This window comes from Porphyromonas uenonis 60-3, assembly GCF_000174775.1.
Taxonomy (GTDB): Bacteria; Bacteroidota; Bacteroidia; order Bacteroidales; family Porphyromonadaceae; genus Porphyromonas; species Porphyromonas uenonis_A.
On the sequence record NZ_ACLR01000013.1, the window covers coordinates 40381 to 64873 of the forward strand.

The following is a 24493-nucleotide window of genomic DNA, read 5'->3' on the forward strand; positions in this document are numbered from 1 at the left end:
TGATAGTTTAGATAGCCATACCCACCACCACATCCAGCGACCGGTCGTGGCAGTGTATCTCTGAGATAGCTTACAAAGCAACAAGTAGAGGGACCTCTCTACGCACCACCCCGCACAGGCACCACCCTGCACAGGACTTGTGTATAGCGTAGATGGCTCTACCCTAACCTTTCGGTAACAAAGGTAATACAAAAAAGTGGGTAAAGCAAATCTAGTGAGCTCCTCTAGATTTTGCAATTCCCACGAGTCACCTTCTGTAGGTGTGTACGGTCTGTGCGTCTGTCTCCGCTAAAAGGGATTGTGTCAGCACCTTGAAGTCAGGATTTGTCTAGCTAGACTACAGCGGATGCTCCTCCACTAGACACTCCGTGCATGCCCACAAAGAGCTAGTCGTAAGCTTTTGAGGTCGTCGGGCACTGCACTACTCTTTTATAACGTAAGCGGTAGTGCTGAGGAGCGTATCCTCGGCACTACCGCTATACTACTTATTATGTAGTCTAGGTGTACTAGCTCTAGGGCTAGGGACTACTTAACTAGCTTCTGCGTCTGTACGCCCTCGGCTGTACGGATGGTGGCTATGTAGTGACCAGCAGGTAGGGCTGACACATCCATCGCCATCAGCTCTGCTCCTGCGAAAGCTGCGACCTGTAGCCCCTGCATGTTGTAAAGCTCGACAGTCTGTACATCTGTAGCGTCGGTAAGCTGTAGCTGTGTGGTGAAGTGTGCTGGGTAGAGACTCACCTCTGAGGTAGCTACACTAACGGGCTCGTTGGGACGTAGCTCGTTTGGATAGTCGTAGACTACCTCTACGTAGTAGTCGTCAGAAGTCTTGCCATCGGCATCCTCATATAAGAAAATATCGGGCTTGAGCTCCTTGACTAGCTTACCGTTACGGTAGATATTGTACCCCTTGATTTCAGGGAAGGGTACAGGTAGCGCACCGTATGTATAGTAAGTGCTGGTGATACCGTCCTGCTTTTCGGGGTTGTTTGAGATGACGAGCTCGACAGCCTGGTATGCCATACGCTTCTTGCTGTAGGGGAACTGCCATACGTTGAACGTGATTGGATACTTCTTGCCCTTTCTGTAGGCTAGAGCGAGCTTGCATCCGTCATAAGCTATATTTTCATCAGTTGAGTTAGCATCTAGGCAGATAGAAGCTTTCGTATTTGACGGATCAAAAGAGAATCCGACATCAAGCAGATGAGCATCCGTAATCTCTACAGGCATCGAGAGCTGGAAGGAGTAGAGTTGCTTGTCCAGGAAGGCCTTGTCTGCAGTTCCCTTAGGTATATCAAGAGGGAAGTACTGTATGCGAGTATCGTCCTTCTTCTGACGGACGAAGAAGGAGATGTTGTTCTTCTCATCGATAGTGCCGTCAGGGTTGTAGGGAGTATCCTGTGAGGGTATGAAGTTGATCTGATGTATATAGAGCTTCTGACCGTTGAACGGGGACTGTCCTAGACGATAGCTGTCATACATATAGATACCATCTAGAGCAGGCATCTTATAGGCTGCAAGGATCTTGTCCACACCGCTAGCAGCGACTAGAGGATAGACCTTGTCGCGGTTCTTAATCTTCGTCACCACCTGTGCATTGTACGGCATCTGCCACTTGAGCTTGGCGCCAGTCTTAGCAGCCGTAACCTTGAGCTGAGCTCTAGAGGCTAGCTGTCCCGTGTAGAGATTGTAGTAGGCGAGAGGAGTAGCTTCTTCCTTGCCCTCTTCTATCGTATATACAGCCTCGACGGAGTATGAGACACGGCCCTTGCGCTTCATATCTCCAGTGACTGCATCTTCATAGGCAGTCTCTGAGGTAGAGGTAAGGAGATCACCGTTGCGGTATAGGTTGTACTTGACAGCGTAGCCCTGTGGGTGCTGTGGTACAGGCTTCCAGGAGACTTTGACCTTTGAAGCATCCGTAGGCTCTATCTTAGCGATGATGGAGGGGACGACAGCTAGTGGCTGATAGTCCTCTCGCCAGGTACCCTTGACCTTCATCGTACCCGTATTTTTGGGGTCGAGCCACTTGGCCATATACCAGGTCTCACCCTTGGACTTATACTTGTCAAAGTGCGAGTTGAGTCGACCATAGTCTGCATCCATAGAGCAGATGGAGATTACGCCACCTGTGAGTGTACCGACCTGATCTCCAGCCCCATTGAAGAGCGGAGAGCCAGAGGAGCCTCCCTCGGTGTTTCCCTTTCGGAACTTGAGTGAGAAGTGATCATCCACACCACCCTCATCAAAGTTCCACCGACCTAACTTGACATCACCATCGAAGATAGATATCTTAGCAGCATCCCCTGCTGGGTGGTGGATACTAGCACCCACCTGCCAAGTGGTAGGAGTAGCATCCCAACCAGAGTAGTAGACACGGTAGTCTAGAGGTATATCTTGCTTGATCTCTAGGAGGAGTCCATCTGAGTATCCAGCGACAGGGATGAAGGAGCGCATCTCAGCTCCTACCACACTCTTCTCTTGCAGGGTAGCGTAGTCACCACTGGAGCAACGGGGCTTCTCATAGTGAAAGGCAAAAATCCACTGATTCAATGCCATATCAGGTATTCCAAACGTTTCTGTCGCGCTAGCACAGTGTGCAGCCGTCATTACGTATGGCTTGAAGTCACCAGCGACATTGTTTACAAGGTTGCCTGAGCACATACCCAGCGCATCCCCATCGACCATCAGCATAGCTACAGAGCTAGCCTTCTGAGCTTGGTAGGGGTCACCCTCGGGGCAGTTGGCATTGATCTGACAGTACTTACCCAATCCAGGATCAGAGCCATCCTCAAGACCGATGTGCTTCTTTGCACCTGCGTCTGCCATCAGAGCTGGACGATAGAAGTAACCCACGCCCTGCACCTGTATCGAGGGCATCTCACCCGTGGCAGGAGCCTCGTAGTCAAGGATGAGCGTATTGCCACTGATAGGCTCTGTGGCGAAAGCTCCATGCTTGGGATGTGTCGCATGCGTGTAGGCTCCTAGCACCTGCTGGCCCTCGGGCGAGTAGATGTATAGCTTACCTCCCTCGGGGATGTAGAAGTCCTCGTAGTAGAGATTGCATCCTACTGGCGTGCCCTCGAGCTCTATCTGTAGGCGGTAGATCTTACGTCCGGCTACGGTACCTACCTGCTCAGCATCCTCAGCGAAGTTTGCACTATGCTTGATTACACGCCCTACAGAGAGGGGCTTGGTCTGTACGGTCTCCGACCAGGAGTCCTGAGAGAGGAAGTCCGCTGGATTGAAGTCCAGGCTCACAGCGCGAACGGCAGTGAGAGAGCGTAGCGACCCCTCATTCAGCATTAGGGGGGTACCGCCGAAGGATTGCTGTCCGAAGGTTATAAGACTACTACAGAGTAGGATGACACCTACAGCGAGTAGCCTACAGACCTGGGATAAACGGTGAACTGTCATATTTTTCTAGCTAGTTTGTTTAGTAGTAATGGGGTGAAAAACGATTCGGCTCGCAAGTTACAACAAAAATCTGACTTAGCGAAGAGTGAAACGTGATTAGCTACGGAGTGACACCCCGAGGAAATGGAGGAATCGCCACGGAGGAAAGATGAATTTCCCAGCGAGGAACGAAAAAATTCTTCGGAACTTCGAAATCTTTCTTCCGAAGTTTCATTTCATTCTTCCGAACTTTTATTTCGGCCCTCCGTGGAGAATTTTGTTTTCCTCGGTGGGGGATCTTGATTTTCCACGGAGCTTTTGTTTTCCACGGAGCTTTTTTTTTGGCGAGAGAGGCTAGTGCCCCTCGTGACACTATTGACTCTAGTGATACCAGATACGAGTCCTAATCTCTAAGGTCTAATTTCTAAAGTCTAATCTCTAACTTCTAATCTCTAATTTGATTACCTTTGCAGTAACTCTGTGGGCATGGCGATCAGATCATCTTCGCCGATAGCGCACAGAGCTATCTGTCAAACGTTTATCACTCTTTATCTCCTTTGTCCACTAAGCTCTATCACACAGCTGTCCTCTGTGAGGATTCTCTTAACTTGCTGGTCACGACGCCCTCGGGTCTCTATGTAGATGTCACGATGGGTGGCGGGGGACACTCGCGTGCGCTCCTCGAGCGACTCTCTCCTGAGGGTCGTTGCATTGGTCTAGACCAAGATCCCGATGCGATGGCTAATGCGCCTCAGGACAGTCGCTACCACTTTGTAGCGACGAACTTTCGCTATCTGGGGCAGTGGCTTGACTACTGGGGGCTCGCAGGAGAGGTGGATGGGATTTTGGCCGACCTAGGAGTTTCGTCTCACCACTTCGACAGTGAGGAGCGGGGCTTTAGCTTTCGCTATGAGGAGGCGATGCCTGATATGCGTATGAATAGCCGATCGGGCGTTACGGCTCGTGACCTGCTACTGAGCTATAGCGAGGAGCAACTGGCGGATATACTATATTATTATGGTGAGCTGCATGATGCTCGTCGTATCGCTGCGCTACTGGTGTCGCATCGTGCCGTGGGCTACCCGACGATTGCCTCGCTCATGGAGGTGCTGGCGCCTGTCCTACCTAAGGGAGGACCTCAGCTACGCAATAAGCTGAGCCGTATCTTCCAGGCGCTACGCATCGAGGTGAATGATGAGCTGGGTGCTCTGCGTCAACTGCTGAGCGACTCGGTGCGTCTCCTGAAGCCAGGAGGGCGCATAGCGATCATCTCTTATCACTCACTGGAAGATCGTATGGTCAAGGAGTTCTTCCGTCTGGGGAGCTTCGAGCAGCCTAGTGAGGCTTTGGCTGGTATGCCCTTGTCAAAGCCAGCCCCTCTGCGTGTGGTCACAAAAAAAGCTATCACACCCTCTGCGGATGAGATAGCAGACAATAATCGTGCTCGTAGCGCTAAGCTACGTGTGGCGGAGCTTCGTGAGGATATTTAAGTGGGATGAGCTATGGTCAAGATTGACGAATCGTACTTTGACAACAACCTAGAGGAGGAGCTACAGGAGCCAGCACCAGTGGCTACAGATGAATCTGTAACGGGATCTCATCCGAGACCTCTACTGGGAGATCTCCTAGATGAAGAGGTCTCACCAGAAGTTGTTGAGGCGGATGCCCCAAGCGACACGGCTCCCGCTGCAATGGATCCTGCAGACGATGAGGAGACAATTGAGGTGACGGATGAGCACGCTTCCCTGACGGAGGCTGAGAATACTGAAGAGCTGGACGCTGCAGAAGGGCTGGAGGACTCCGAAGAGCTAGAGGATGAAGAGCTCTCAGATGAATCTGACCAGCCTGAGCCGTCTGCCCGTAAGCGCTCTTCGCATGGCCTGTGGTACTGGCTGGGCGGTGATATGCTAGAGCAGCCTTCCTTTAGAAAGTACATACCCGCCTTTATCGCTATCCTCCTGATGGGTCTGATCCATGTCACGAGCAACTATCAGATCATCGCCAAGCGTCGCCAGATAGACAAACTAGAGACTCGCGTCAAAGACCTGACCTACAAACACATGGAGAGCGTCAGCGAGCTAACACGCCGTAGCATCGGGGGCAACTTCGAGCAGCAACTCCAAGCGATGGGGTCAGATCTTGAGGCCTCCTCCCAGCAGTCGATCATCCTCTATCGTGATGCTAAGAAATAATCTCTTGCCCCTTTAACGAAACACTCCTCTATGTCAAAGCATAGTCCTATCATAGCTCGCTACCGTGCCTTAGGCTTTCTAGCCATCTTGATGACTCTATGGATCTTTATCAAGGCGATGGGCATCATTTTCGTCGATGGTCCGACGTGGCGCAGGATCGCTCAGAGCTTTCATCAGCCAGACACGGTGACGATCTCACCACTACGAGGTAATATCATTTCGTCAGATGGGCATATTGTAGCTATTAGCAAGCCTGCGTACAAGCTTTACATAGACTTTGGGGCAGAGGCTATCCAGCAGATGGAGCCAGACTCGCTCTACAAGCAACTGGATTCGCTGGCCTACCAGATGAGTCTCTGGCAGAAAGGGGAGCTAGCCACTTACCCAGCGCTACGCAAGCGACTACGTGAGGGCTATCGTAAGGCACAGCATAAGCAACCAGGCTATCGCTACGTATCTATATACCCGTATGAGGTGAGCCACGTGGAGTATCAGCGACTTAAGCAGTCATATCCGCTGATGATGACGGTGGAGCGCAAGGGGCGCTTGGTACGTCGCAGTGGTCCGCTCAGAAATGGATTGACACACGAGGAGCGTGCTCTACGAGACAGACCTTACGGCGAGCTAGCGAGACGTACGATCGGTAGCGTCTATAAGGAGGTCAAAGGCGACCTCACACAGGGCGAATATGGCCTAGAGCAAAGCTTTGACACCCTGCTACGGGGCGAGCCAGGACTGGCTGTGAGACAATACTTGGCGGGGTCTACACGACAGAATACGCTACAACCGCCTCGTGACGGCTACAATGTGTACACAACACTAGATATGAATCTGCAGCAGATCGTACATCGTGCGCTCTATGAGCAGATGACTCAGTTTGAGGCGGACTATGGTGGCGCTATACTGATGGAGGTCGAGACGGGGCGTATCTTGGCTCTAGCTAACCTGACGAAGGGTGGCGAGAGCTACTACGAAGGGGTCAACTATGCCGTCAGCGCACTCAACGAGCCAGGCTCTACGATGAAGACGCCCTTTATGATGGCTGCCCTAGATGATGGGATCTGCACACCTAGCGATACTATTGACACGGGCAACGGAGTCTTCAAGTATGGTGGCTACAACATCCGTGATCACAATGCTAACCGAGGAGGCTATGGACGTATCTCTGTAGCGCAGGGACTATGGTACTCAAGCAATATTGTCATGGCAAAGATTGCTATCAAAGGGTATGTGGAGCACCCCGACGGAATCTATCAGCATCTGCGCAACTATGGACTCTTAGAGCGACTAGATGTAGGGCTTGAGGGGGTCGCTACACCAACGATCATACGGCCCGAAGACAAGAGCTATGGCAACTCGACGATCCCAGGCATCAGTCGTGGATATGGTATCTCGGTACCTGCGATCAATACGCTCAACTTCTACAACGGTGTCGCCAACGGGGGACGTATCATGCGTCCCTATCTGGTGGATCGTGTAGAGGATGCGGAGGGCAATGTAATCCAAGAGTTTCAGCCACAAGTCCTGCATGAGAATATCTGCAAGCCTGCTACGCTCGACTCAATCCGCTCAATGCTAGACAATGTAGTCTTACAAGGCACGGCTAAAGGGCCCGTACGCTCTGATCTGATCTCCATCAGTGGCAAGACGGGTACCGCTCTAATGAGCAATCATGGTGGTGCGGGCTACCGTGCTAGTGGAGAGGTCTACATGACTTCGTTTTGCGGCTACTTCCCCTCCGATCATCCTAAGTATAGTTGCATCATTTTCGTAGTCAATCCTCACGGTCCTGGACGTGCCTCTGGCGGTATGGTAGCAGGTGGCGGGGTGAAGCGTATAGCTGAGGAGATCTACACACTCTCCAATCCTATCCTCCTAGACACGATCACGCCATACCCAGCTAGCGAGCGATTGAAACACTTAGACTTAGCTGGTGGGGAAAAGAAGCGTGTCGAGAGTTTTGTCAAGACCTACAAGATCCCTGAGGTGCGACCCGAAGGGGGTGGTAAGATAGCCTCAGACCAACTGGTCGTACCTCAGTACGGACGTGGGGGACTAGAGCTACAGCCTCTGTCTCGCTACGCCAAAGGGGTGATGCCTCGTCTCGTGGGGCTGGCTCCCAGTGAAGCGATCTATCAGATTAGCTTGCAGGGACTGGAGGTGCAGTTGGTCGGATACGGTCGAGTCATAGCGCAGAGCATCCCCGTCGGCACGCCTATCCACCCAGGACAGAAGGTGATCCTACATCTAGGCAACAATCATAGACAGTAAAGCGGAATCCTCTCTAAGATAAATATGAATCTCAAACCACTCAATAATTATATAGTAGCACTCACCGAGGAGCATCTACTAAGCCAAGCACACACAGGAGCCGTCTCTACGGAGCTATGTCAAGTAACCTCTATCGAGCAGGACTCACGTCGTGCCTCTGAGGGGTGTATCTTCGTAGCGCTACGTGGCGTACATGTGGACGGGGCGGACTATATTCCGAAGGCGCTAGCAGCGGGCTGTCGTATCATCGTCACTGAGCACCCACGACCTGAGAGCCTCTCCGATGAGGTGGCATGGCTCACGGTGACCGACACAGCGAAGGCGATAGCGGTCCTAGCCTCTGTCTACTATGATCGTCCTGAGCGACAGCTCACGATCGTAGGAGTTACGGGGACTAATGGCAAGACGACTACCGCCACGCTTTGCTATCAGCTGTGGAACTGGCTCGGCATGCGAGCTGCGCTCTTTAGTACGGTCTGCATACGCATTGGTGACGAGGAGTACCCCGCGACCCACACGACGCCTGACGCTCTCGAGCTACACCGTGTGATGAGGGATATGGTGGATGCGGGGTGCCGCTACCTTTTTATGGAGGTTTCTTCGCACGCTTTGGTACAGCAGCGGGTCTATGGTTTGCCCTTTGCGCTAGCTCTTTTTACCAATCTAACGCGTGACCACCTGGACTACCACGGCACGATGCAGGCTTACATTGCGGCAAAGAAGTTGCTCTTTGACAATCTCTCTCCAGATGCCTACGCTTTGGTCAATGCCGACGACCGTAACGGTAGCGTGATGGTACAAAACTGCGCTGCCCACCTACATACCTATGCGATGCGTAGCCATGCGGACTATATGTCTCAGCTCTTAGGACAATATGTGGATGGCTCTACCCTACTGCTGGACAACGAGGAGGTGGAGATCAAGCTCGTCGGGAGCTACAACGCTTACAACGTGACGGCCGTCTACGGTGTAGCTCGTCTCCTCCTACCCGATCTAGACAAGAGCTTGATCCTGCGTGGCATCTCTAGTCTGGAGCATGTGAATGGTCGCTTTGACCTGCTTGCCTCACCGAGAGGTTATCACGTGGTGGTGGACTATGCGCACACGCCTGACGCTCTGGAGAATCTACTGAAGACTGTCTCCGAGCTCAACGCTTCACAGGTCTACGTAGTGGTCGGCGCAGGCGGTGATCGAGACATGGGCAAGCGTCCTGAGATGGGGCGCATCGCCTACAATATGTGCAACTGTCTCTATCTCACCTCAGACAATCCACGCTCCGAGGATCCACAGACGATCATTGACCAAATGCTCGAAGGCATTCCTCAGGTGGAGCGTGACCAAGTCTACACCAATGTCTCTCGTCGCCAAGCAATCACAGACGCTTGCGCAGCTGCACAGCGTGGCGACCTAGTGGTCATCGCTGGCAAGGGTCATGAGACCTATCAAGAGATCAAAGGCATCAAGCACCACTTTGACGACAAAGAGGTGGCGCAAGAGATCTTTGCAAAAGAGAAGCTGGCATAGATAGCGTACCTTTGTCCTTCACTTAGCCCTTCCCCTATAATCTTTATCAACTTACCCATCACGCTATGCTTTATCACCTCTACGATTGGTTACAGGCAAACAACGTCCCTGGCTGGCGACTGGCTCAGTATGTGACCTTCCGAGCTGGGATCAGCTTTATCCTAGCTCTGATTATCAGTACGATCATCGGTCGACGCATCATCCACTGGCTGCATCGTATGCAGATAGGCGAGGTGGTTCGCACGCTAGGACTGGAAGGTGAGGCGATGAAGAAGGGCACCCCAACAATGGGTGGTATCATCATCATTATAGCGATCATCGTCCCGACGCTTCTATTCGCTCGCCTCAACAATGTCTATGTACAGCTGATGGTCTTCACGACACTTACGATGGGTGCCTTGGGCTTTATCGATGACTATATCAAGGTCTTTAAGAAAAACAAGGCGGGGCTCCACGGGCGCTACAAAATCATCGGACAGGTGCTCCTAGGCGTTGTCGTGGCGCTCACCTTCTACTTGAGTCCAGACATTATCATTCGGGAGAATCAAGAGGTGACTCACAATGGTCGCATCGAGCAGGTTACCTTCTCCAGTCAAGAGTCTAAGAACACGCAGACGACCATCCCCTTTGTCAAGAACAACAACTTTGACTATCTCTCGCTAATCCCCGCCTCTACACCACACCGCGAACTGATTGGCTGGATTGTCTTCTCGATCATCATCATTCTGATCGTCACCTTTATCTCTAACTGCGTCAACCTAACGGATGGTCTGGACGGACTAGCCGCAGGAACAGCCGCCCCTGCGGGTGTCGCCCTGGCGGTGCTCGCTTATGTCTCCTCACATATAGCTTTGGCGCAGTACTTTAGTATCATGTTTATCCCAGGCGCTGAGGAGCTGGTGATCTTTGGCGCAGCCTTCGTAGGAGCGACCTTTGGCTTCCTTTGGTACAATGCTTACCCTGCGCAGGTCTTCATGGGAGACACGGGTAGCCTAGCCATCGGTAGTATCATCGCCGTGATGGCCGTCCTTATTCGCAAGGAGCTACTCCTGCCGATCCTCTGCTTCCTCTTTATCATCGAGGGGCTATCCTCGCTGATGCAGCAAGCATACTTCAAGATTACCAAGCGACGCACAGGTACGGGTCGACGGATCTTCAAGATGACGCCACTGCACCACCACTTTCAGAAAGCGGGCAATAGCGGTATCGACGCTTTAATCCAGCGTCCCCTCGCACCTATCCGAGAGGCTAAGATAACCGTTCGCTTTTGGCTCATAGCTATCCTACTGGCTGTCCTAACAGTCATCACGCTTAAGATGCGATAATTTATAGACTTACAACGATCTCACAGATATGCAACGCAACGAATATATCATCCTAGGAGCTGGAGAGAGTGGTGTCGGAGCTGCCATCCTAGCTCAAAAGCAAGGGCTCCTCGTCTTTGTCTCCGACTCGGGACAAATCAAGCCACAATACAAAGCGGAGCTGGAGCAGTACAGTATCCCCTACGAGGAGGGCGGACACACCTTAGCTCGTATCTTATCAGCCAAAGAGGTGATCAAGAGCCCTGGCATCCCTGACAGCGCGCCCCTCATACGACAGCTTGCGGAGCAACAGACGCCTATCATCAGTGAGATCGAGTTCGCCTACCGCTACGCTGGCGATAGCATGATGATCGCCATCACGGGGAGCAACGGCAAGACCACTACGACCAACTGGCTCTATCACACGCTCCACAATGCGGGACTGGATGTCTCCATGGCGGGCAATGTGGGTACTAGTCTAGCTCGTCAGGTGGCGCTCGCTCCACACGCTTACTATGTGATCGAGCTGAGTAGCTTCCAGCTGGATCATATGTACCAGTTCAGAGCGCACATAGCCATCCTGCTCAATATCACACCCGACCATCTAGATCGCTACGACCATAAGATGGAGCTATACGCACGAGCCAAGATGCGCATCACGCAAAACCAACAGCCCACCGACTACTTCATCTCGTGGATCGAAGACGACTGGACACAGCGCCTACTCAAGGAGCCAGGCATGGGAGCAGGACGACGGATCTTCTTCTCCACCGAAGGCTCTTCAGACGATGCTGTCGTGGCTTCTAGTCACGATGGACAGCTATGCTTCGCCCTTCAGGAACCAGTCCTTGAGATGCCAGAGAGCGCTCTAGCTCTATCGGGCAAACACAACGTGCAGAACGCTCTAGCTGTCGGTTGCGCTGCCCAAGCCTTAGGCATCAAGCCTGAGGTCATACGAGCCTTGCTGGAAACCTTTACCAATGTACCCCACCGCCTAGAGTATATCGCCAGCATCGACGGCGTAGACTACATCAACGACTCCAAGGCGACCAACATCAACAGTACTTGGTACGCACTAGAGAGTATGCGCAAGCCGACGATTCTCATACTAGGAGGTACCGACAAGGGCAATGACTACAACGACCTGATGGATCTGGTCAAGGAAAAGGTGGTCGGACTAATCTATATGACAACTGACTCGGCCAAGCTCCACCGTAGCTTCGACAGTGTCATACCACGCCACGAGGAGGTTACCTCAATGCGTGACGCTATCGCCGCCGCACGCCAGATGGCCCAGGCAGGAGACACCGTGTTGCTGTCGCCAGCCTGCGCTAGCTTTGACCTCTTCACCTGCTATGAGGATCGTGGCGATCAGTTCAGAGCGGAGGTACTTGACATCGCTCAGCAACAGCCTGATACTGACCGTTCGCTCTAGCCTATCCGACACTCTATGATACCACAAGACGAATATAATCCGAGCCAAGAGACCACTCCTTCGGACATCTTCGACCTCTCTCCCCGTGAGACGGATCAGCATAGCAAAAGCGAAAGAGCGTCCGAAGAGAACTCCCCAGAAGCTACCAAGGTAGAACCAACACCACGCAAGCCACGCATCACAGGCGACCGCTCGTTGTGGTTTCTCTACTTTGCCTTCCTAGCCACGTCGCTACTCTTCATCTATAGCGCTACCAGTACACTAGCTTACCGTGGAGAGAGCTTGTATGCGCCCTTCACGGGACATCTCAAGCACATCATCATATCTATCCTTGCAGCTTGGTTTTGCTCTCGGCTAAGCAACTTTTGGTTACGCTTGGGCGGGATGGGCTTCTTTGTCATCGTGCTCCTAGCCGTCATTGCGACCCCATTCATCGGTACAGAGACCAATGAGGCGAAGCGTACGCTCTTCGGGCTACAATTCTCAGAGTTCTACAAAGTTGGCATCATTTGTCTCGCCTCAGCTGTCCTCTCTGCGCATCAGCTGGGCAGTCTCAATCGGCGCTTCTACATCTTTTGTGGTATCTCAGCTATTGGACTGGTCTTCGTTGCCAAGGAAAGTCTGTCCATGGGACTCATCCTCATCACCTTCATCGTCTGCATCGGGCTCGTACAAACGGGGCTCTCCAAGAGCTTGCTCATGATCAGTGGTGTGGGAGTAGGAGTACTCACGTTACTCCTAGCTTGTCTCGTGTTGCTCCCCGACAGCGTGATCAAGAAAAATAGTAGTACCGCCCGCTGGAAGGGACGTATCGAAGACTTCACCTCCAAGTCGGACTCCAGTAAGTTTGTCATTGACGAGGACAACTTTCAGGAGCAGCACGCACGCATTGCCATCGCACGAAGCAATGGTACGGGCGTCTTCCCAGGCAATAGTGTGGAGCGAGACATACTCCCCGAGGCATACTCCGACTTTATTTATGCAATCATCATCGAGGAGACAGGCTTCATCGGTATGATTTGGGTGCCATTACTCTATATCTTGCTTTTCTTCAAGCTCTCTCGCTGGGCGACCCGAACGCAGCGTGACTGGCAGCGCATCCTCCTACTGGGTGTCGGTATCATGTACACCACACAGGCGATCATACATATGTGCGTCGTCACGGGCATCTCGCCTAATACGGGTCAGACGCTCCCGCTCATCAGTCGTGGAGGTTCTTCGCTCCTCGCCACCTCAATGGCTATCGGAGCCTGCATCGGGATCACGAGACATATACGCGAAGAGGAGTACCAGCGCCAACTGGAGCAGGAGAGCCAAGCAGAAGCAGCGACCGAACCTGTTGCGGAGACTACCTCTACAGTTGAAGGGAGCCCCCGCCCCACCACCTCCGACGAGGCGAACGATATAGCGTAGTCTCTACGCCTGACGATTCCAAATGTGCCAAGCGTAGCGAGCCTGCACGAGGAGCATCTTCAGCCCATTGATCGTCGTCGCTCCCTGCTCACGACAAGCCTTGAGGAAACGCGTCTCCTCGGGATTGTAGATCAGATCCATGCAGAGATGCTCTGGCGTGATCGCCTCATAGGGGATCTGCGGGCGCTCCATAGTAAGCGCCCCCATGCCGACAGGGGTCGCATTGATGATGATCCACTTGTCCGCTATCAGCTCAGGCGTCAAGTCACTATAGGAGAGGATATGCGGAGCTTGCGGATCTCTACTAACCAACGTACAGTCACGACCGAGACGCTTGAGTGCCTGTGCTACCGCCTGCGCAGCACCACCCGTCCCGAGGACGAGCGCATGCTGTTGCTCCGACGTGAGTAGCGGCTGGAGAGTCTCCACGACACCCTGCACATCCGTGTTGTAGCCGAAGAGACGTATCCGTCCATCCGTACGATCCACAACAATCGTATTAACAGCTCCCACATACTTAGCCTCGGGATCTATATGATCTAGATAGTTGCACACCTCCACCTTGTAGGGGCTCGTCACATTCAGTCCCACGATGGCAGGGTTAGACTCCAGCCAAGGTCTCAGCGCCGAGAGATCATCCAGCTCCTGTAGTATATAGCGCGCATCAATCCCCTGGGAGTCAAAAAGGTCATTGAAGTAGTCTGCCGAGAGCGAATGCCCCACGGGCTTACCTATCAGTGCATAAATGCGTTGCATACTCTTATTCGTTTATCTCTTTTAAGCCTCTGCAGTATATAAGACGCAGATCCCGAGAGGCATCTCTTTGTAGTGCACCTCTCTAAAGCCTGCTCTACGGATCAGCGCCGTCATCGCCTCTCGCTGTGGCATCGCCTTGATAGACGCAGGGAGATAGCTGTAAGCAGAGCGATCATGGGCGCACAGCTGTCCGATCCACGGGATCAAGTGCTTAGCATAGATGTTATAGCCTCGGAGCAATAGCCCCCCTCGAGGTTCGCTCAGCTCCAGGATAGCGAGCCTCCCCCCAGGGCGTAAAATGCGCAGCATCTCTCGCAAGCCCTGTAGTGGATCCGAAAAGTTTCGAATACCCAGCGTGCAGGTCACAGCATCGACCGATTGCGAAGCTAGAGAGAGCTCCTGACAATTCTCCGCAGAGAGCGTCACAGCCGGCACCGAGTGGACAGCCCTCTGAAGACGCTCAGCGGCCACCGCCAGCATACCCTCCGAGAGATCCACACCGACTATCTCACGCACCGACGGCAAGTAGCGAGAGAGCATCAGGATCATATCCCCCGTACCGCAGGCCAGGTCAGCCACACGATGAGGCGCATAGTTCGCCAGATGCTCTATGACCTGCCAGCGCCAGGCCAAATCCATACCACCCGTCATGAGACGATTCATCGAGTCATAGCGTCCAGCTATGCGGTCAAACATCTGCCGTACGTAGCGAGACTTACCATCCATAGGTAAAGGCATAGTAAATAGAGAGATTAGAACCAGCGACTAAGGAGGTTGTACACAGCCCCTCTAAGTCGCTGGTTCGTTTGTATAGTTATGTAGCCTCCTACTTCTTGAGGAAAGCTAGCAGATTGTCCTCAATACGCTTAGCCACATCTTGGGTCTGCTCCTTGACGAAGGTCTTGCCCGTGATGTGCTCGTAGAGCTCTATGTAGCGGTCGCTCACAGAGGCTGCATACTCAGGTGTGATGGCAGGCATCTTCTGGCCAGCCTTACCCTGGAAGCCCTGCTCGATAAGCCACTGTCGGACGAACTCCTTCGAGAGCTGACGCTGAGGCTCACCCTTAGCTTGGCGCTCCTCATAGCCCTCTAGGTAGAAGTAGCGAGAGGAGTCAGGCGTGTGGATCTCGTCAATCAGGATCACCTTGCCATCCTTCTTGCCAAACTCATACTTCGTGTCCACGAGGATCAGACCACGCTCGCGAGCGATGCGTGTCCCCTCCTCAAAGAGCGTCCGCGTGTACTGCTCAATGACCTTGTAGTCCTCCTCCGAGATCAGTCCAGAGGCGATGATCTCCTCACGGCTAATGTTTTCGTCGTGCCCCTCGTCAGCCTTAGTCGTAGGCGTGATGATCGGGTGTGGGAGGCGCTCATTCTCCTTCAGCCCCTCGGGTAGTTGTATGCCACAGATCGTACGCTCGCCAGCCTGATAAGCACGCCATGCGCTACCAGCTATGTAGCCACGTACGATCATCTCTACCTTAAAAGGCTCGCAGCGATGTCCCACCGTAACCATCGGGTCGGGAGTCGCTATCTTCCAGTTAGGCACGAGATGCGCCGTAGCGTCGAGCTGCTCAGCAGCTATTTGGTTGAGCACCTGACCCTTGTAGGGGATACCCTCAGGGAGTACCACATCAAAGGCTGAGATCCTATCCGTAGCGACCATCGCTATCAGGTCACCCTCAAGGAAGTATACATCTCTCACCTTGCCATGAAAGACAGCCTGGATACCTGGGAGAGATAGGTCGGTGTGTGTTAGAGCTTGATTCATTGTATTATGATCAATAATTGATTTACTAAAAGGGGTTGCCCTCCTCCAGCCTTAGCCGAGAAAGAGGAGTGCTTCTATGAGTCTATGAGTCTTTACCTCAATCCTTATCTAGGTCTATATCTTGATCTTGGCGAGTCTCTTGAGCGGGACGTCCGCCCTGCAGTGCTTGATGCTCATTGCGATCGTAAGCATCCACGACAAGCTGCACGATCGGATGACGCACAATGTCCTGCGCATCAAAGTAAACGAAAGGTATCTGCTCCACATCGCCTAGAATCCGCTCAGCAATGCGCAAGCCCGAGGTGACACCCCGAGGCAAGTCTACCTGCGAGAGATCGCCCGTGATGATCATCTTACTATTGCGTCCGAGACGAGTGAGAAACATCTTCATCTGATGATGGGTCGTATTCTGCGCTTCGTCTAGTATGACAACCGCATCGTTGAGCGTACGACCACGCATGTAGGCTAGCGGAGCGATCTGTATCACATCGCTCTCCATATAGGTGCGCAGACGCTGCGTCGGGATCATCTCCTCGAGCGCATCGTAGAGAGGCTGGAGATAAGGGTCGAGCTTGTCCTTCAGCTCGCCTGGCAGAAAGCCCAACTTCTCGCCCGCCTCAACAGCGGGACGCGAGAGTATGATACGTCGCACCTGCTTCTCCTTAAGCGCCTTGACCGCTAGAGCTATCGCTATGTAGGTCTTGCCCGTACCAGCTGGTCCGATCGCAAAGAGCATATCGTGATCCGCTATGGCCTCCACCATCTCACGCTGGTGAGTGCCTCGGTAGCCGATACTACGACCCCTCGCTCCATAGAGCAGATGATTCGGTGCCACCTTGACCTCTGGGAGCTCCTCGCCCGTAGCCAGCTTGCGTATGGTCTGCTCCGTCAGGAGATTGTACCGCAGGACATGCTGTACCAACTTATCGAGGAGCGCTGTCAAGAGCTGTATATCGGTCGTGTCACCCAGTATCTTGATGATCCGATCATGAGCCACGATCCGCAGCTTAGGATAGAGGTTGCGTAGCAATAGTAGGTACTCACGGTTAGGACCGTAGAGCACCGCTGGATCTATCTCCTCTAGGATATATAGTCTCTCAGTCACTAGGCTTAGCTACTCCTTATTATATATGAGCTGCTATCTCGGAGGCGATGCGAGCCATCTCCTCGTCGGTAGGCTTCGTAGCAAGCGGTCCGTGCGCCACGTCTCCCTCACTATTGATCGGGATCAGATGCACATGAGCGTGTGGCACCTCCAGTCCTAGGACCAAAGTAGCCACCTTGCGGCAGTGCGTCGTCTCCTGTATAGCGCGAGCCACCCGCTTAGAGAAAGCCATCAGCCGAGCCAACTCCTCATCCGTCAGGTCGTAATAGTAGTCGACCTCACGCTTCGGAACCACCAGGGTGTGCCCCAGCTGATAAGGATTGATATCTAGAAATGCGTAGTGCTCCTCATCCTCCGCAATGCGGTAGGAGGGGATCTCACCCGCTATGATGCGACTAAAGATTGAAGCCATAGAGCATTCGTTGTTTTTGGGAGGATCTATTCAATAAGAGAGGCACCCTATCGAGTGATCTCTAGGATCTCAAAGACCAGTGTACCCGCAGGCACCTGTATCTCCGCCACATCGCCCACCTTCTTGCCAAGGAGTCCTTTAGCAATAGGGGTATTGACCGAGATCTTGTTTTCCTTAAAGTTTGCCTCAGCATCAGAGACGATGTAGTAGCTCTTCTCCTCGCCCTTCTTCTTATTGAGCAGGCGCACATGGTTCAGTATCTGCACCTCATCGGTCTTAATCTGCGAGGGCTCCAGCACACGGGCATTGCCCAGCTGAGCCTTGAGCATAGCGATCTTGTCCTCGAGGTGAGCCTGCGCCTCCTTGGCAGCATCGTACTCAGCATTCTCCGAGAGATCGCCCTTGTCACGTGCCTCAGCAATCTGCTGTGTGACCTTGGGTCGCTCCTCAGCCTCCAGCTGTTTGATCGTATTATTGAGGGCGTCATATCCCTCTTGGGTCATATAGTAATATCCCATAGATGATTAGGTGATAATGGTGTCTAATTCAGTCTAGTGCGTATCCTATGAGCCACACCACACTAGCCATCTATCGGCTGGCACATGGCACCTCATAGATACAAAACAAATGAGGACTTACTCCCACACAGCACCCCCTATCGTCTAGAAGAGCCACATCAGAGAAGCCTCGTCATACTTTGAGATGTGCTACGCCGTCCGCACATCTTTCTTACTGAGGGCAAAGGTACTAAAAAAATGTTTCATCGCCCTCACCACCCCAGCAACCGTACATTCCCTCTAATCTCTAACCTCTAAATTCTAACCTCTAATCTCTTCCCTACCGAGGAAATCGAGAATCTCCAGGGTGCAAACGAAAATTCTCCATGGAACCGGGAAATAAAAGTTCGGAAGAATGAAATGAAACTTCGGAAGAAAGATTTCGAAGTTCCGAAGAATTTTTCCATTTCTCGCTGGATAATCAAAGATCTCCACGGAGGAATCCTTCGATTTCCTCCACCCTCCCCTCGTAAAGCTCATTTTTTACAATACCTCAATCCTGATTTAGACAAAGCTCTTCGCTCTACTTGTGCGGTTTTTTCGTACCTTTGCACGAGATAAGCTGGAGGAGAAGTCGCTCGATGCGAGCCTCCGACAAACTCTGATACGATCTCTCCTGAGCTGAGCGGTATAGCGATACGCTAGTCTAGGAGATGCAACATATACTCTTGGGGCTGATTGGCTTTGACAGCGTGTTGTAGTGATTCGTAAGCATGTGGTGCCTGCTGTGACGCACCTTAAAACCTTACTGCGAACCTTTCTAAATGGCGAAAACAACTTTGCTCTCGCTGCGTAGTCGAAGTATAGTACACTGACGCTTCATCCCAGGCACAGATGCTGGGACGAGACATCACCCAGGGGGCCGTTGCTCCGAGGCGCTCTGATACGGTGGTGCATGGATATCGGGGATCGGATGGTGTAGCCTCGTACATCGTCTTAAACTTTAGAGGATAAGGCTTTAGCTCGGTCGCTGTGCTCGTGAGTTGAAGCCCGACAATCAAAGTACAGCTAAACATGTAGAAAGCGCTTTGCCACCATGTTTGGACCGGGGTTCAATTCCCCGCAGCTCCACAACCCCACAAACAGTACCTCCCCTCGCCTAGATCTTACGATCTGAGCAAGGGGAGTTCTTTTTTGCATGGAGCGGTGCCTCATTGGCGTAAAAACGTTACCTTTGCATCAAGCTTTTCTGTAGAAGATCGCCACGCATGGCGCGACGATCGCACCACAGGCTCCCTTATTACTACCTCATGGCTACATCCAAAGATAAATCAACCAAGAAACGCTCGACTCAGTCTCGCAAGCGTACAAACGCATCGGGCCGAAAGGACGCAACCCCCTCTCGCTCGGTGGGGAGTCGTATGCGCTCGTGGGCTCAGGACTTACAAAACAACGTCGCCGACAAGCGGTATGGCGAGCTGATCTCTTTTATCTTAGGACTGATACTCCTAGCCTTCGTCGTATACGTCTTGGTGGCTTGTGTCTCCTACCTTCTAGTGGGCGCACGGGATCAGAGCATCGTCACGGCGCTGACACCCTGGGAAGCGCTGACGCAGACGCTCCCAGAGGGGATCGATGGCTCGGTGGCTGAGATACAGAATATAACCCGTGTGCATGGAGCTTATCTAGCACACTGGCTCATGGATGGCTTCCTCGGCTTCGGTAGTTGGTTCCTACTCCATCTTAAGTTTCGTCGGGGCCTTGCGACTGATGCGCATCTCTAAGCGGGGTAGCATCATCAAGATAACGGTCTACGCCATCCTCCTCAGTCTATGGACAGCTCTCGCTGGGGCTGCGATACAGGATCTCCTCGGTATGCCTACATTCTTCCGCTGGGGCGGTGCTTACGGCACGCTATGGCTTGGCAACCTATTACCAGCCATTGGTTGGCTAGGTGTGGCGCTGATACTGCTTGTTTCGATCATTATCCTCATCGTGGTGATCCGCTACGAATACCTCCAGTGGATGCGTCGCGCCATTGGTCTAGGATGGGTCAAGCGTCCTAATCGTCATCGCAAGGCTGAGGATCCTCTAGAGAGTGCCGAAGGTGAGGAAGAAGCCTCAGATGAAGAACCGACAGATACTGATGAAGAGGTTGTTCCAGACGATATGGATGGTGAGCCAGACACTACGGAAGATGAAGATGAGGAGGCGCCTCTACCAGCGCCAAGTGTCTTGGCTGCACAGTCAGCACCGCGCACTACATCACAAGCACGTCGTGAGCCTGTCTCTACGCCAGCCGAAGAGAGCCTTGAGGGTGGTGTCACGGTAACCGTGGCGCAGGGTGATGCGGACTCGCAGGTTGCCTCCGTCATGCCACAGAGCGACCTGCGCCGTGGTGGATATCAGATGCCTTCGCCAGACCTATTGGCCGATGTAGACCAAACTTCGCAGACAGTGGATCGTGCCGAGATCAAGGAGATAGAGCAACTGATCGTTGAGAAGCTCAGCGATCTAGGTATCGCCCTAGAGCCTGTTGAGGTGACCATCGGACCGACCGTGACGCTCTATGAGTTTAAGCTAGATCCGAAGGTCAAGGTCAACCGCATTCGTAGCCTTGAGGACGATATAGCGATGAAGGTGGAGAGCATCGGCGGTATCCGCATCATTGCACCGATGCCAGGGCGTGGTACCATAGGCATTGAGGTGCCAAACCGCAATCCACGTACCGTCGGCATGAAGGCGCTGATCACTTCGCAGAAGTTTATCACGACAGATCAGAAGCTCCCGATAGCCATTGGGCGAACGATCACAAACGATGTCTACCTCTTTGACCTCTCCAAGATGCCCCACCTCTTGATAGCTGGTGCTACAGGACAAGGTAAGAGTGTCGGCCTCAATGCGCTCATCACTTCACTCCTATATAATAAGCGTCCCGAGGAGCTTAAGCTGATCCTCATTGACCCGAAGATGCTGGAGTTTAGCATCTACGAGAGCATCGGACGGCACTTCCTGACGAAGCTAGAGGATGAGGAGAAGTATATCATCACCGACACAACTAAGGCGCTACCTGTCCTAGAGTCGCTCTGCGTGGATATGGACGCCCGCTACGAACTATTGGCACGAGCTAAGGTGCGCAACATCTCGGAGTACAACAAGCTCTTCCGTCAGGGACACCTACGCGAGGAGGATGGCTACGTATTCCTACCCTACTTGGTGCTCATTGTCGATGAGTTTGCCGACCTAATCATGACAACAGGACGAGCCATCGAGAAGCCTATCGCACGTCTAGCGCAGAAGGCTCGCGCAGCTGGTATCCACATCGTCCTCGCCACACAGCGTCCGAGTACAGATGTGATCACGGGTCTGATTAAGGCGAACTTCCCAGCACGTATTGCCTTCAAAGTTTCCTCGCAAGTGGACTCACGCACGATCCTCGACACCACAAGTGCCAAAGATCTCATTGGACGTGGCGACATGCTCATCAATGATGGCAAGGAGATGCGTCGTATCCAGTGCGCCTTCATTGACACACCAGAGACGGAGCGCATCGTGGATCATATCTCTCATCAGCCCTATCCTACGGAGCCCTATCTGCTACCTGAGCCTCCTGCCACGGAGGGAGCAGCTGGCGGAGCTGGACTTGGCGGTGGTGGCGCTACAGAGCGCGACCCACTCTTTGAGGAGGTGGCTCGCCATGTGGTACAGATGCAACAAGGATCGACGAGCAATATCCAGCGACGCTTCAACATCGGCTACAATCGTGCTGGACGTGTCATGGATCAGCTCTACGAGTGTGGCATCGTGTCGGCACAGGATGGCAGCAAGCCTCGTCAAGTACTCATATCGGATGAGGAGACTCTCAACCGACTCCTAGACACTCTCTAACCGGTAACTCCAAACAGTATGAGATCAAACCTCTCCCTATCATATCTCCGCCACAGCGCACCTCTTACGATGCGTCTCTTCGGAGCTCTCTTAGCTCTGTTCGTCTGTAGCACCTTCGCCACAGCGCCTCTGCAAGGACAGCGCAAAGCGGTCTTTGACCTCAACAAAGCGCTCCAGCAGTTCGAGCAGCAGGTCAACAAAGGGGTCGCTATCACCTTTGCGTTGAACTCTCCTGGTGCTCCGTCACAGGAGGGCTACACGTGGCTCCAGGGGCGTCGCTTCATGCTCAGTATGCCTGGCATGGAAGCTGCCTTTGATGGCACTACCCTACGCATCATCAATCAGAAGGAGCGCACCTACACCTTGATGACGCCCTCCGAGCAAGACCTCACAGCGATGAATCCGCTGGCATATATCCAGAAAGCCTCACAGCGCTACCGCATCACCGAGCGCAAGAGTCCCCGAGGTACGGTCATCTACCGATTTGTGGCAAAAAGCGGGTCTGGGCCTCTCGCAGGAGTCAAGTACTATGAGGTAACTTTCGACCAGCAGAGCCAGGCTCCCAAGAAGGTAGATCTCTATTTTGACCTAGGTGAGCAAGTCTCTTACACCATTCGTAAGATGCAAGCGAAGGAGCATGTTACGTCACAATCCTTTACCTTTGCACCGCAAGAATACAAATCGCTTGAGGTCGTAGACCTACGCTAAGCCTCAGGAGCTCCACATTATAAACTATGTACATACAGGTACTCAAATCTAAGATTCACCGCGTCCGAGTCACACAGGCTAACCTCAACTACGTGGGTAGCATCACCATCGACCGCACCCTCATGGAGGCCGTCGGTATCCTCCCCGGAGAGCGTGTGCAGGTCGTCGACTGTAACAACGGCAACCGCCTCGACACCTACGTCATCGCTGGCGAACCCGACAGCGGAGTCATCTGTCTCAATGGTCCCGCTGCCCGTCTCGTACAGCCTGATGACATCGTCATCATCATGTCTTACGCACTCATGGACTACGACGAGGCGCGCACCTTCCAGCCTAAGATTATCTTCCCCGATAGCGACACCAATCGACTATAAACCACTCATCATCTCACCAACATGTTTGAAAACCTAAGCGAACGCCTAGAGCGCTCATTCAAAATACTCAAAGGCCAAGGCCGCATCACCGAAATCAACGTCGCCGAAACACTCAAAGACGTTCGTCGCGCCCTACTTGATGCCGATGTCAACTACAACGTAGCTCGCGACTTCACCGATCAGGTCAAGGAGAAGGCACTTGGTCAGAACGTCCTCACAGCGGTCAATCCTGGCCAGATGATGGTCAAGATAGTTCACGACGAGCTCGCCACACTGATGGGTAGCGAGGCGGTGTCCGTCAACCTCAAGGGGAGCCCCGCCATCATCCTTATGTCAGGACTGCAGGGCTCTGGTAAGACCACCTTCTCAGGCAAGCTCGCCAACATGCTTCAGAAGCAGGAGCAGCGCAAGCCTCTCCTCGTAGCGTGTGACGTCTACCGTCCCGCTGCTATCCAGCAGCTACACGTCCTCGGGGAGCAGATTGGCGTACCCGTCTACAGCGAGCCCGAGAGCAAGGACCCCGTACAGATCGCTCGCAATGCGATCGCCCACGCTCAGCAGGAGGGACTAGACACCGTTATCATCGATACAGCAGGTCGTCTAGCCGTCGATGAGGAGATGATGAATGAGATCAGCAGTATCAAGGAGGCTATCCGCCCCGATGAGACACTCTTCGTCGTTGACTCCATGACTGGTCAGGATGCGGTCAATACGGCAGCCGAGTTTGACAAGCGCTTGGACTTCGACGGTGTGATCCTCACCAAGCTGGACGGTGACTCACGTGGTGGTGCTGCGCTTTCTATACGCAGTGTCGTCAACAAGCCGATCAAGTTCGTCGGTACAGGCGAGAAGATGGAAGCTCTTCAAGTCTTCCACCCCTCCCGTATGGCGGATCGTATCCTCGGCATGGGTGATATTGTCTCTCTCGTCGAGCGTGCACAGCAGCAGTACGATGAGGAGGAGGCAAAGCGTCTAGAGGCCAAGATTGCCAAGAATCAGTTTGACTTCAATGACTTCCTCGCTCAGATTGCTCAGATCAAGAAGATGGGTAACCTAAAGGACCTCGTCTCCATGATCCCAGGAGTCGGCAAGATGGTCAAGGATCTCGATATCAGCAACGACGCCTTCAAGGGCATCGAAGCAATCATCCACTCTATGACCCCCGAGGAGCGTGCCAAGCCTAGCATCCTCGATGGCTCACGTCGCAAGCGTATCGCCGACGGTAGCGGCACCTCTGTCGCCGAGGTCAACAGGCTCATCCAGCAGTTTGACCAAGTGAGCAAAGTCATGCGCAAGATGCAAGGCGGAGGCTTGGGACGTATGCAAGCCAAGATGCAGAAAAAGAACAAGAAGCGTCGCTAGCCTGCTCAAATTCGCATCGCAAGCGACACGCCTAGAGAGACTTCAGTAGCATAGCTCAGGCCTCTCCCAAGGAGTAGCACGCTCT

General features: G+C 53.1%; 19 protein-coding genes and 1 other RNA gene. 13 read left to right on the forward strand and 7 right to left on the reverse strand.

What is annotated here, in order from left to right:
* Positions 1 to 525 precede the first annotated feature (525 nt).
* A complete protein-coding gene (locus tag PORUE0001_RS00550; RefSeq protein WP_007364502.1) occupies positions 526 to 3417 on the reverse strand; it encodes a T9SS type A sorting domain-containing protein in 2892 nt (963 codons plus the stop codon).
* A 536-nt stretch (positions 3418 to 3953) separates the two neighbouring features.
* Here PORUE0001_RS00550 and rsmH point away from each other — a divergent pair.
* The 7 genes from rsmH to PORUE0001_RS00585 all read left to right on the forward strand — a co-directional run bounded on the left by rsmH (position 3954) and on the right by PORUE0001_RS00585 (position 13535).
* Entirely contained in the window at positions 3954 to 4886 is a 933-nt protein-coding gene (gene rsmH / locus PORUE0001_RS00555) for a 16S rRNA (cytosine(1402)-N(4))-methyltransferase RsmH (protein ID WP_007364482.1), read from the forward strand.
* Positions 4887 to 4898: 12 nt separating this feature from the next.
* On the forward strand, positions 4899 to 5588 hold the full coding sequence (locus PORUE0001_RS00560; protein WP_007364479.1) for an FtsL-like putative cell division protein: 690 nt from the start codon (positions 4899 to 4901) through the stop codon (positions 5586 to 5588).
* Between the two features lie 30 nt (positions 5589 to 5618).
* Positions 5619 to 7859 (forward strand): penicillin-binding protein, encoded by a 2241-nt coding sequence (locus PORUE0001_RS00565; protein ID WP_007364476.1) that lies wholly within the window; start codon positions 5619 to 5621, stop codon positions 7857 to 7859.
* Positions 7860 to 7883: 24 nt separating this feature from the next.
* The gene (locus PORUE0001_RS00570; protein WP_007364465.1) at positions 7884 to 9383 is read left to right on the forward strand and encodes a UDP-N-acetylmuramoyl-L-alanyl-D-glutamate--2,6-diaminopimelate ligase; all 1500 of its coding nucleotides are present in this window, start codon (positions 7884 to 7886) and stop codon (positions 9381 to 9383) included.
* Positions 9384 to 9448: 65 nt separating this feature from the next.
* Positions 9449 to 10708: a phospho-N-acetylmuramoyl-pentapeptide-transferase gene (gene mraY, locus PORUE0001_RS00575; protein WP_007364469.1), complete on the forward strand. Its 1260-nt coding sequence runs from the start codon at positions 9449 to 9451 to the stop codon at positions 10706 to 10708.
* Positions 10709 to 10736: 28 nt separating this feature from the next.
* Complete coding sequence (murD, locus tag PORUE0001_RS00580) at positions 10737 to 12122, forward strand: UDP-N-acetylmuramoyl-L-alanine--D-glutamate ligase (protein ID WP_007364472.1); 1386 nt, start codon at positions 10737 to 10739, stop codon at positions 12120 to 12122.
* 15 nt (positions 12123 to 12137) lie between these two features.
* On the forward strand, positions 12138 to 13535 hold the full coding sequence (locus PORUE0001_RS00585; protein ID WP_007364497.1) for an FtsW/RodA/SpoVE family cell cycle protein: 1398 nt from the start codon (positions 12138 to 12140) through the stop codon (positions 13533 to 13535).
* A gap of 3 nt (positions 13536 to 13538) precedes the next feature.
* Here the strand turns inward: PORUE0001_RS00585 and PORUE0001_RS00590 are convergent, their stop codons facing one another.
* The 6 genes from PORUE0001_RS00590 to greA all read right to left on the reverse strand — a co-directional run bounded on the left by PORUE0001_RS00590 (position 13539) and on the right by greA (position 18097).
* Positions 13539 to 14291 (reverse strand): shikimate dehydrogenase family protein, encoded by a 753-nt coding sequence (locus tag PORUE0001_RS00590; protein WP_007364493.1) that lies wholly within the window; start codon positions 14289 to 14291, stop codon positions 13539 to 13541.
* Between the two features lie 21 nt (positions 14292 to 14312).
* Positions 14313 to 15029 (reverse strand): bifunctional demethylmenaquinone methyltransferase/2-methoxy-6-polyprenyl-1,4-benzoquinol methylase UbiE, encoded by a 717-nt coding sequence (gene ubiE, locus PORUE0001_RS00595; protein ID WP_039865127.1) that lies wholly within the window; start codon positions 15027 to 15029, stop codon positions 14313 to 14315.
* An 88-nt stretch (positions 15030 to 15117) separates the two neighbouring features.
* Positions 15118 to 16062, reverse strand: coding sequence for a phosphoribosylaminoimidazolesuccinocarboxamide synthase (locus tag PORUE0001_RS00600; protein WP_007364468.1), 945 nt, complete (start codon positions 16060 to 16062; stop codon positions 15118 to 15120).
* Positions 16063 to 16159: 97 nt separating this feature from the next.
* On the reverse strand, positions 16160 to 17167 hold the full coding sequence (locus tag PORUE0001_RS00605) for a PhoH family protein (protein ID WP_007364477.1): 1008 nt from the start codon (positions 17165 to 17167) through the stop codon (positions 16160 to 16162).
* 19 nt (positions 17168 to 17186) lie between these two features.
* The gene (locus PORUE0001_RS00610) at positions 17187 to 17579 is read right to left on the reverse strand and encodes an HIT family protein (protein ID WP_007364474.1); all 393 of its coding nucleotides are present in this window, start codon (positions 17577 to 17579) and stop codon (positions 17187 to 17189) included.
* 47 nt (positions 17580 to 17626) lie between these two features.
* Complete coding sequence (gene greA, locus PORUE0001_RS00615) at positions 17627 to 18097, reverse strand: transcription elongation factor GreA (protein ID WP_007364464.1); 471 nt, start codon at positions 18095 to 18097, stop codon at positions 17627 to 17629.
* A gap of 709 nt (positions 18098 to 18806) precedes the next feature.
* On the opposite strand from greA, the gene ssrA reads away from it, so the two are divergent.
* The 6 genes from ssrA (at position 18807) to ffh (ending at position 24408) form a co-directional block, all read left to right on the forward strand.
* Positions 18807 to 19210, forward strand: a transfer-messenger RNA (tmRNA) gene (gene ssrA, locus PORUE0001_RS09880).
* 176 nt (positions 19211 to 19386) lie between these two features.
* The gene (locus tag PORUE0001_RS10765) at positions 19387 to 19860 is read left to right on the forward strand and encodes a hypothetical protein (protein ID WP_232501372.1); all 474 of its coding nucleotides are present in this window, start codon (positions 19387 to 19389) and stop codon (positions 19858 to 19860) included.
* Positions 19847 to 21964, forward strand: coding sequence for a DNA translocase FtsK (locus tag PORUE0001_RS00630; RefSeq protein WP_232501373.1), 2118 nt, complete (start codon positions 19847 to 19849; stop codon positions 21962 to 21964). Before PORUE0001_RS10765 ends, PORUE0001_RS00630 begins: the two co-directional genes overlap by 14 nt.
* Before the next feature lie 18 nt (positions 21965 to 21982).
* Positions 21983 to 22672 (forward strand): LolA family protein, encoded by a 690-nt coding sequence (locus PORUE0001_RS00635; protein ID WP_039865133.1) that lies wholly within the window; start codon positions 21983 to 21985, stop codon positions 22670 to 22672.
* A gap of 26 nt (positions 22673 to 22698) precedes the next feature.
* On the forward strand, positions 22699 to 23046 hold the full coding sequence (gene panD, locus PORUE0001_RS00640) for an aspartate 1-decarboxylase (RefSeq protein ID WP_007364505.1): 348 nt from the start codon (positions 22699 to 22701) through the stop codon (positions 23044 to 23046).
* Positions 23047 to 23067: 21 nt separating this feature from the next.
* Positions 23068 to 24408 (forward strand): signal recognition particle protein, encoded by a 1341-nt coding sequence (gene ffh, locus PORUE0001_RS00645; RefSeq protein ID WP_007364500.1) that lies wholly within the window; start codon positions 23068 to 23070, stop codon positions 24406 to 24408.
* Positions 24409 to 24493 lie beyond the last annotated feature (85 nt).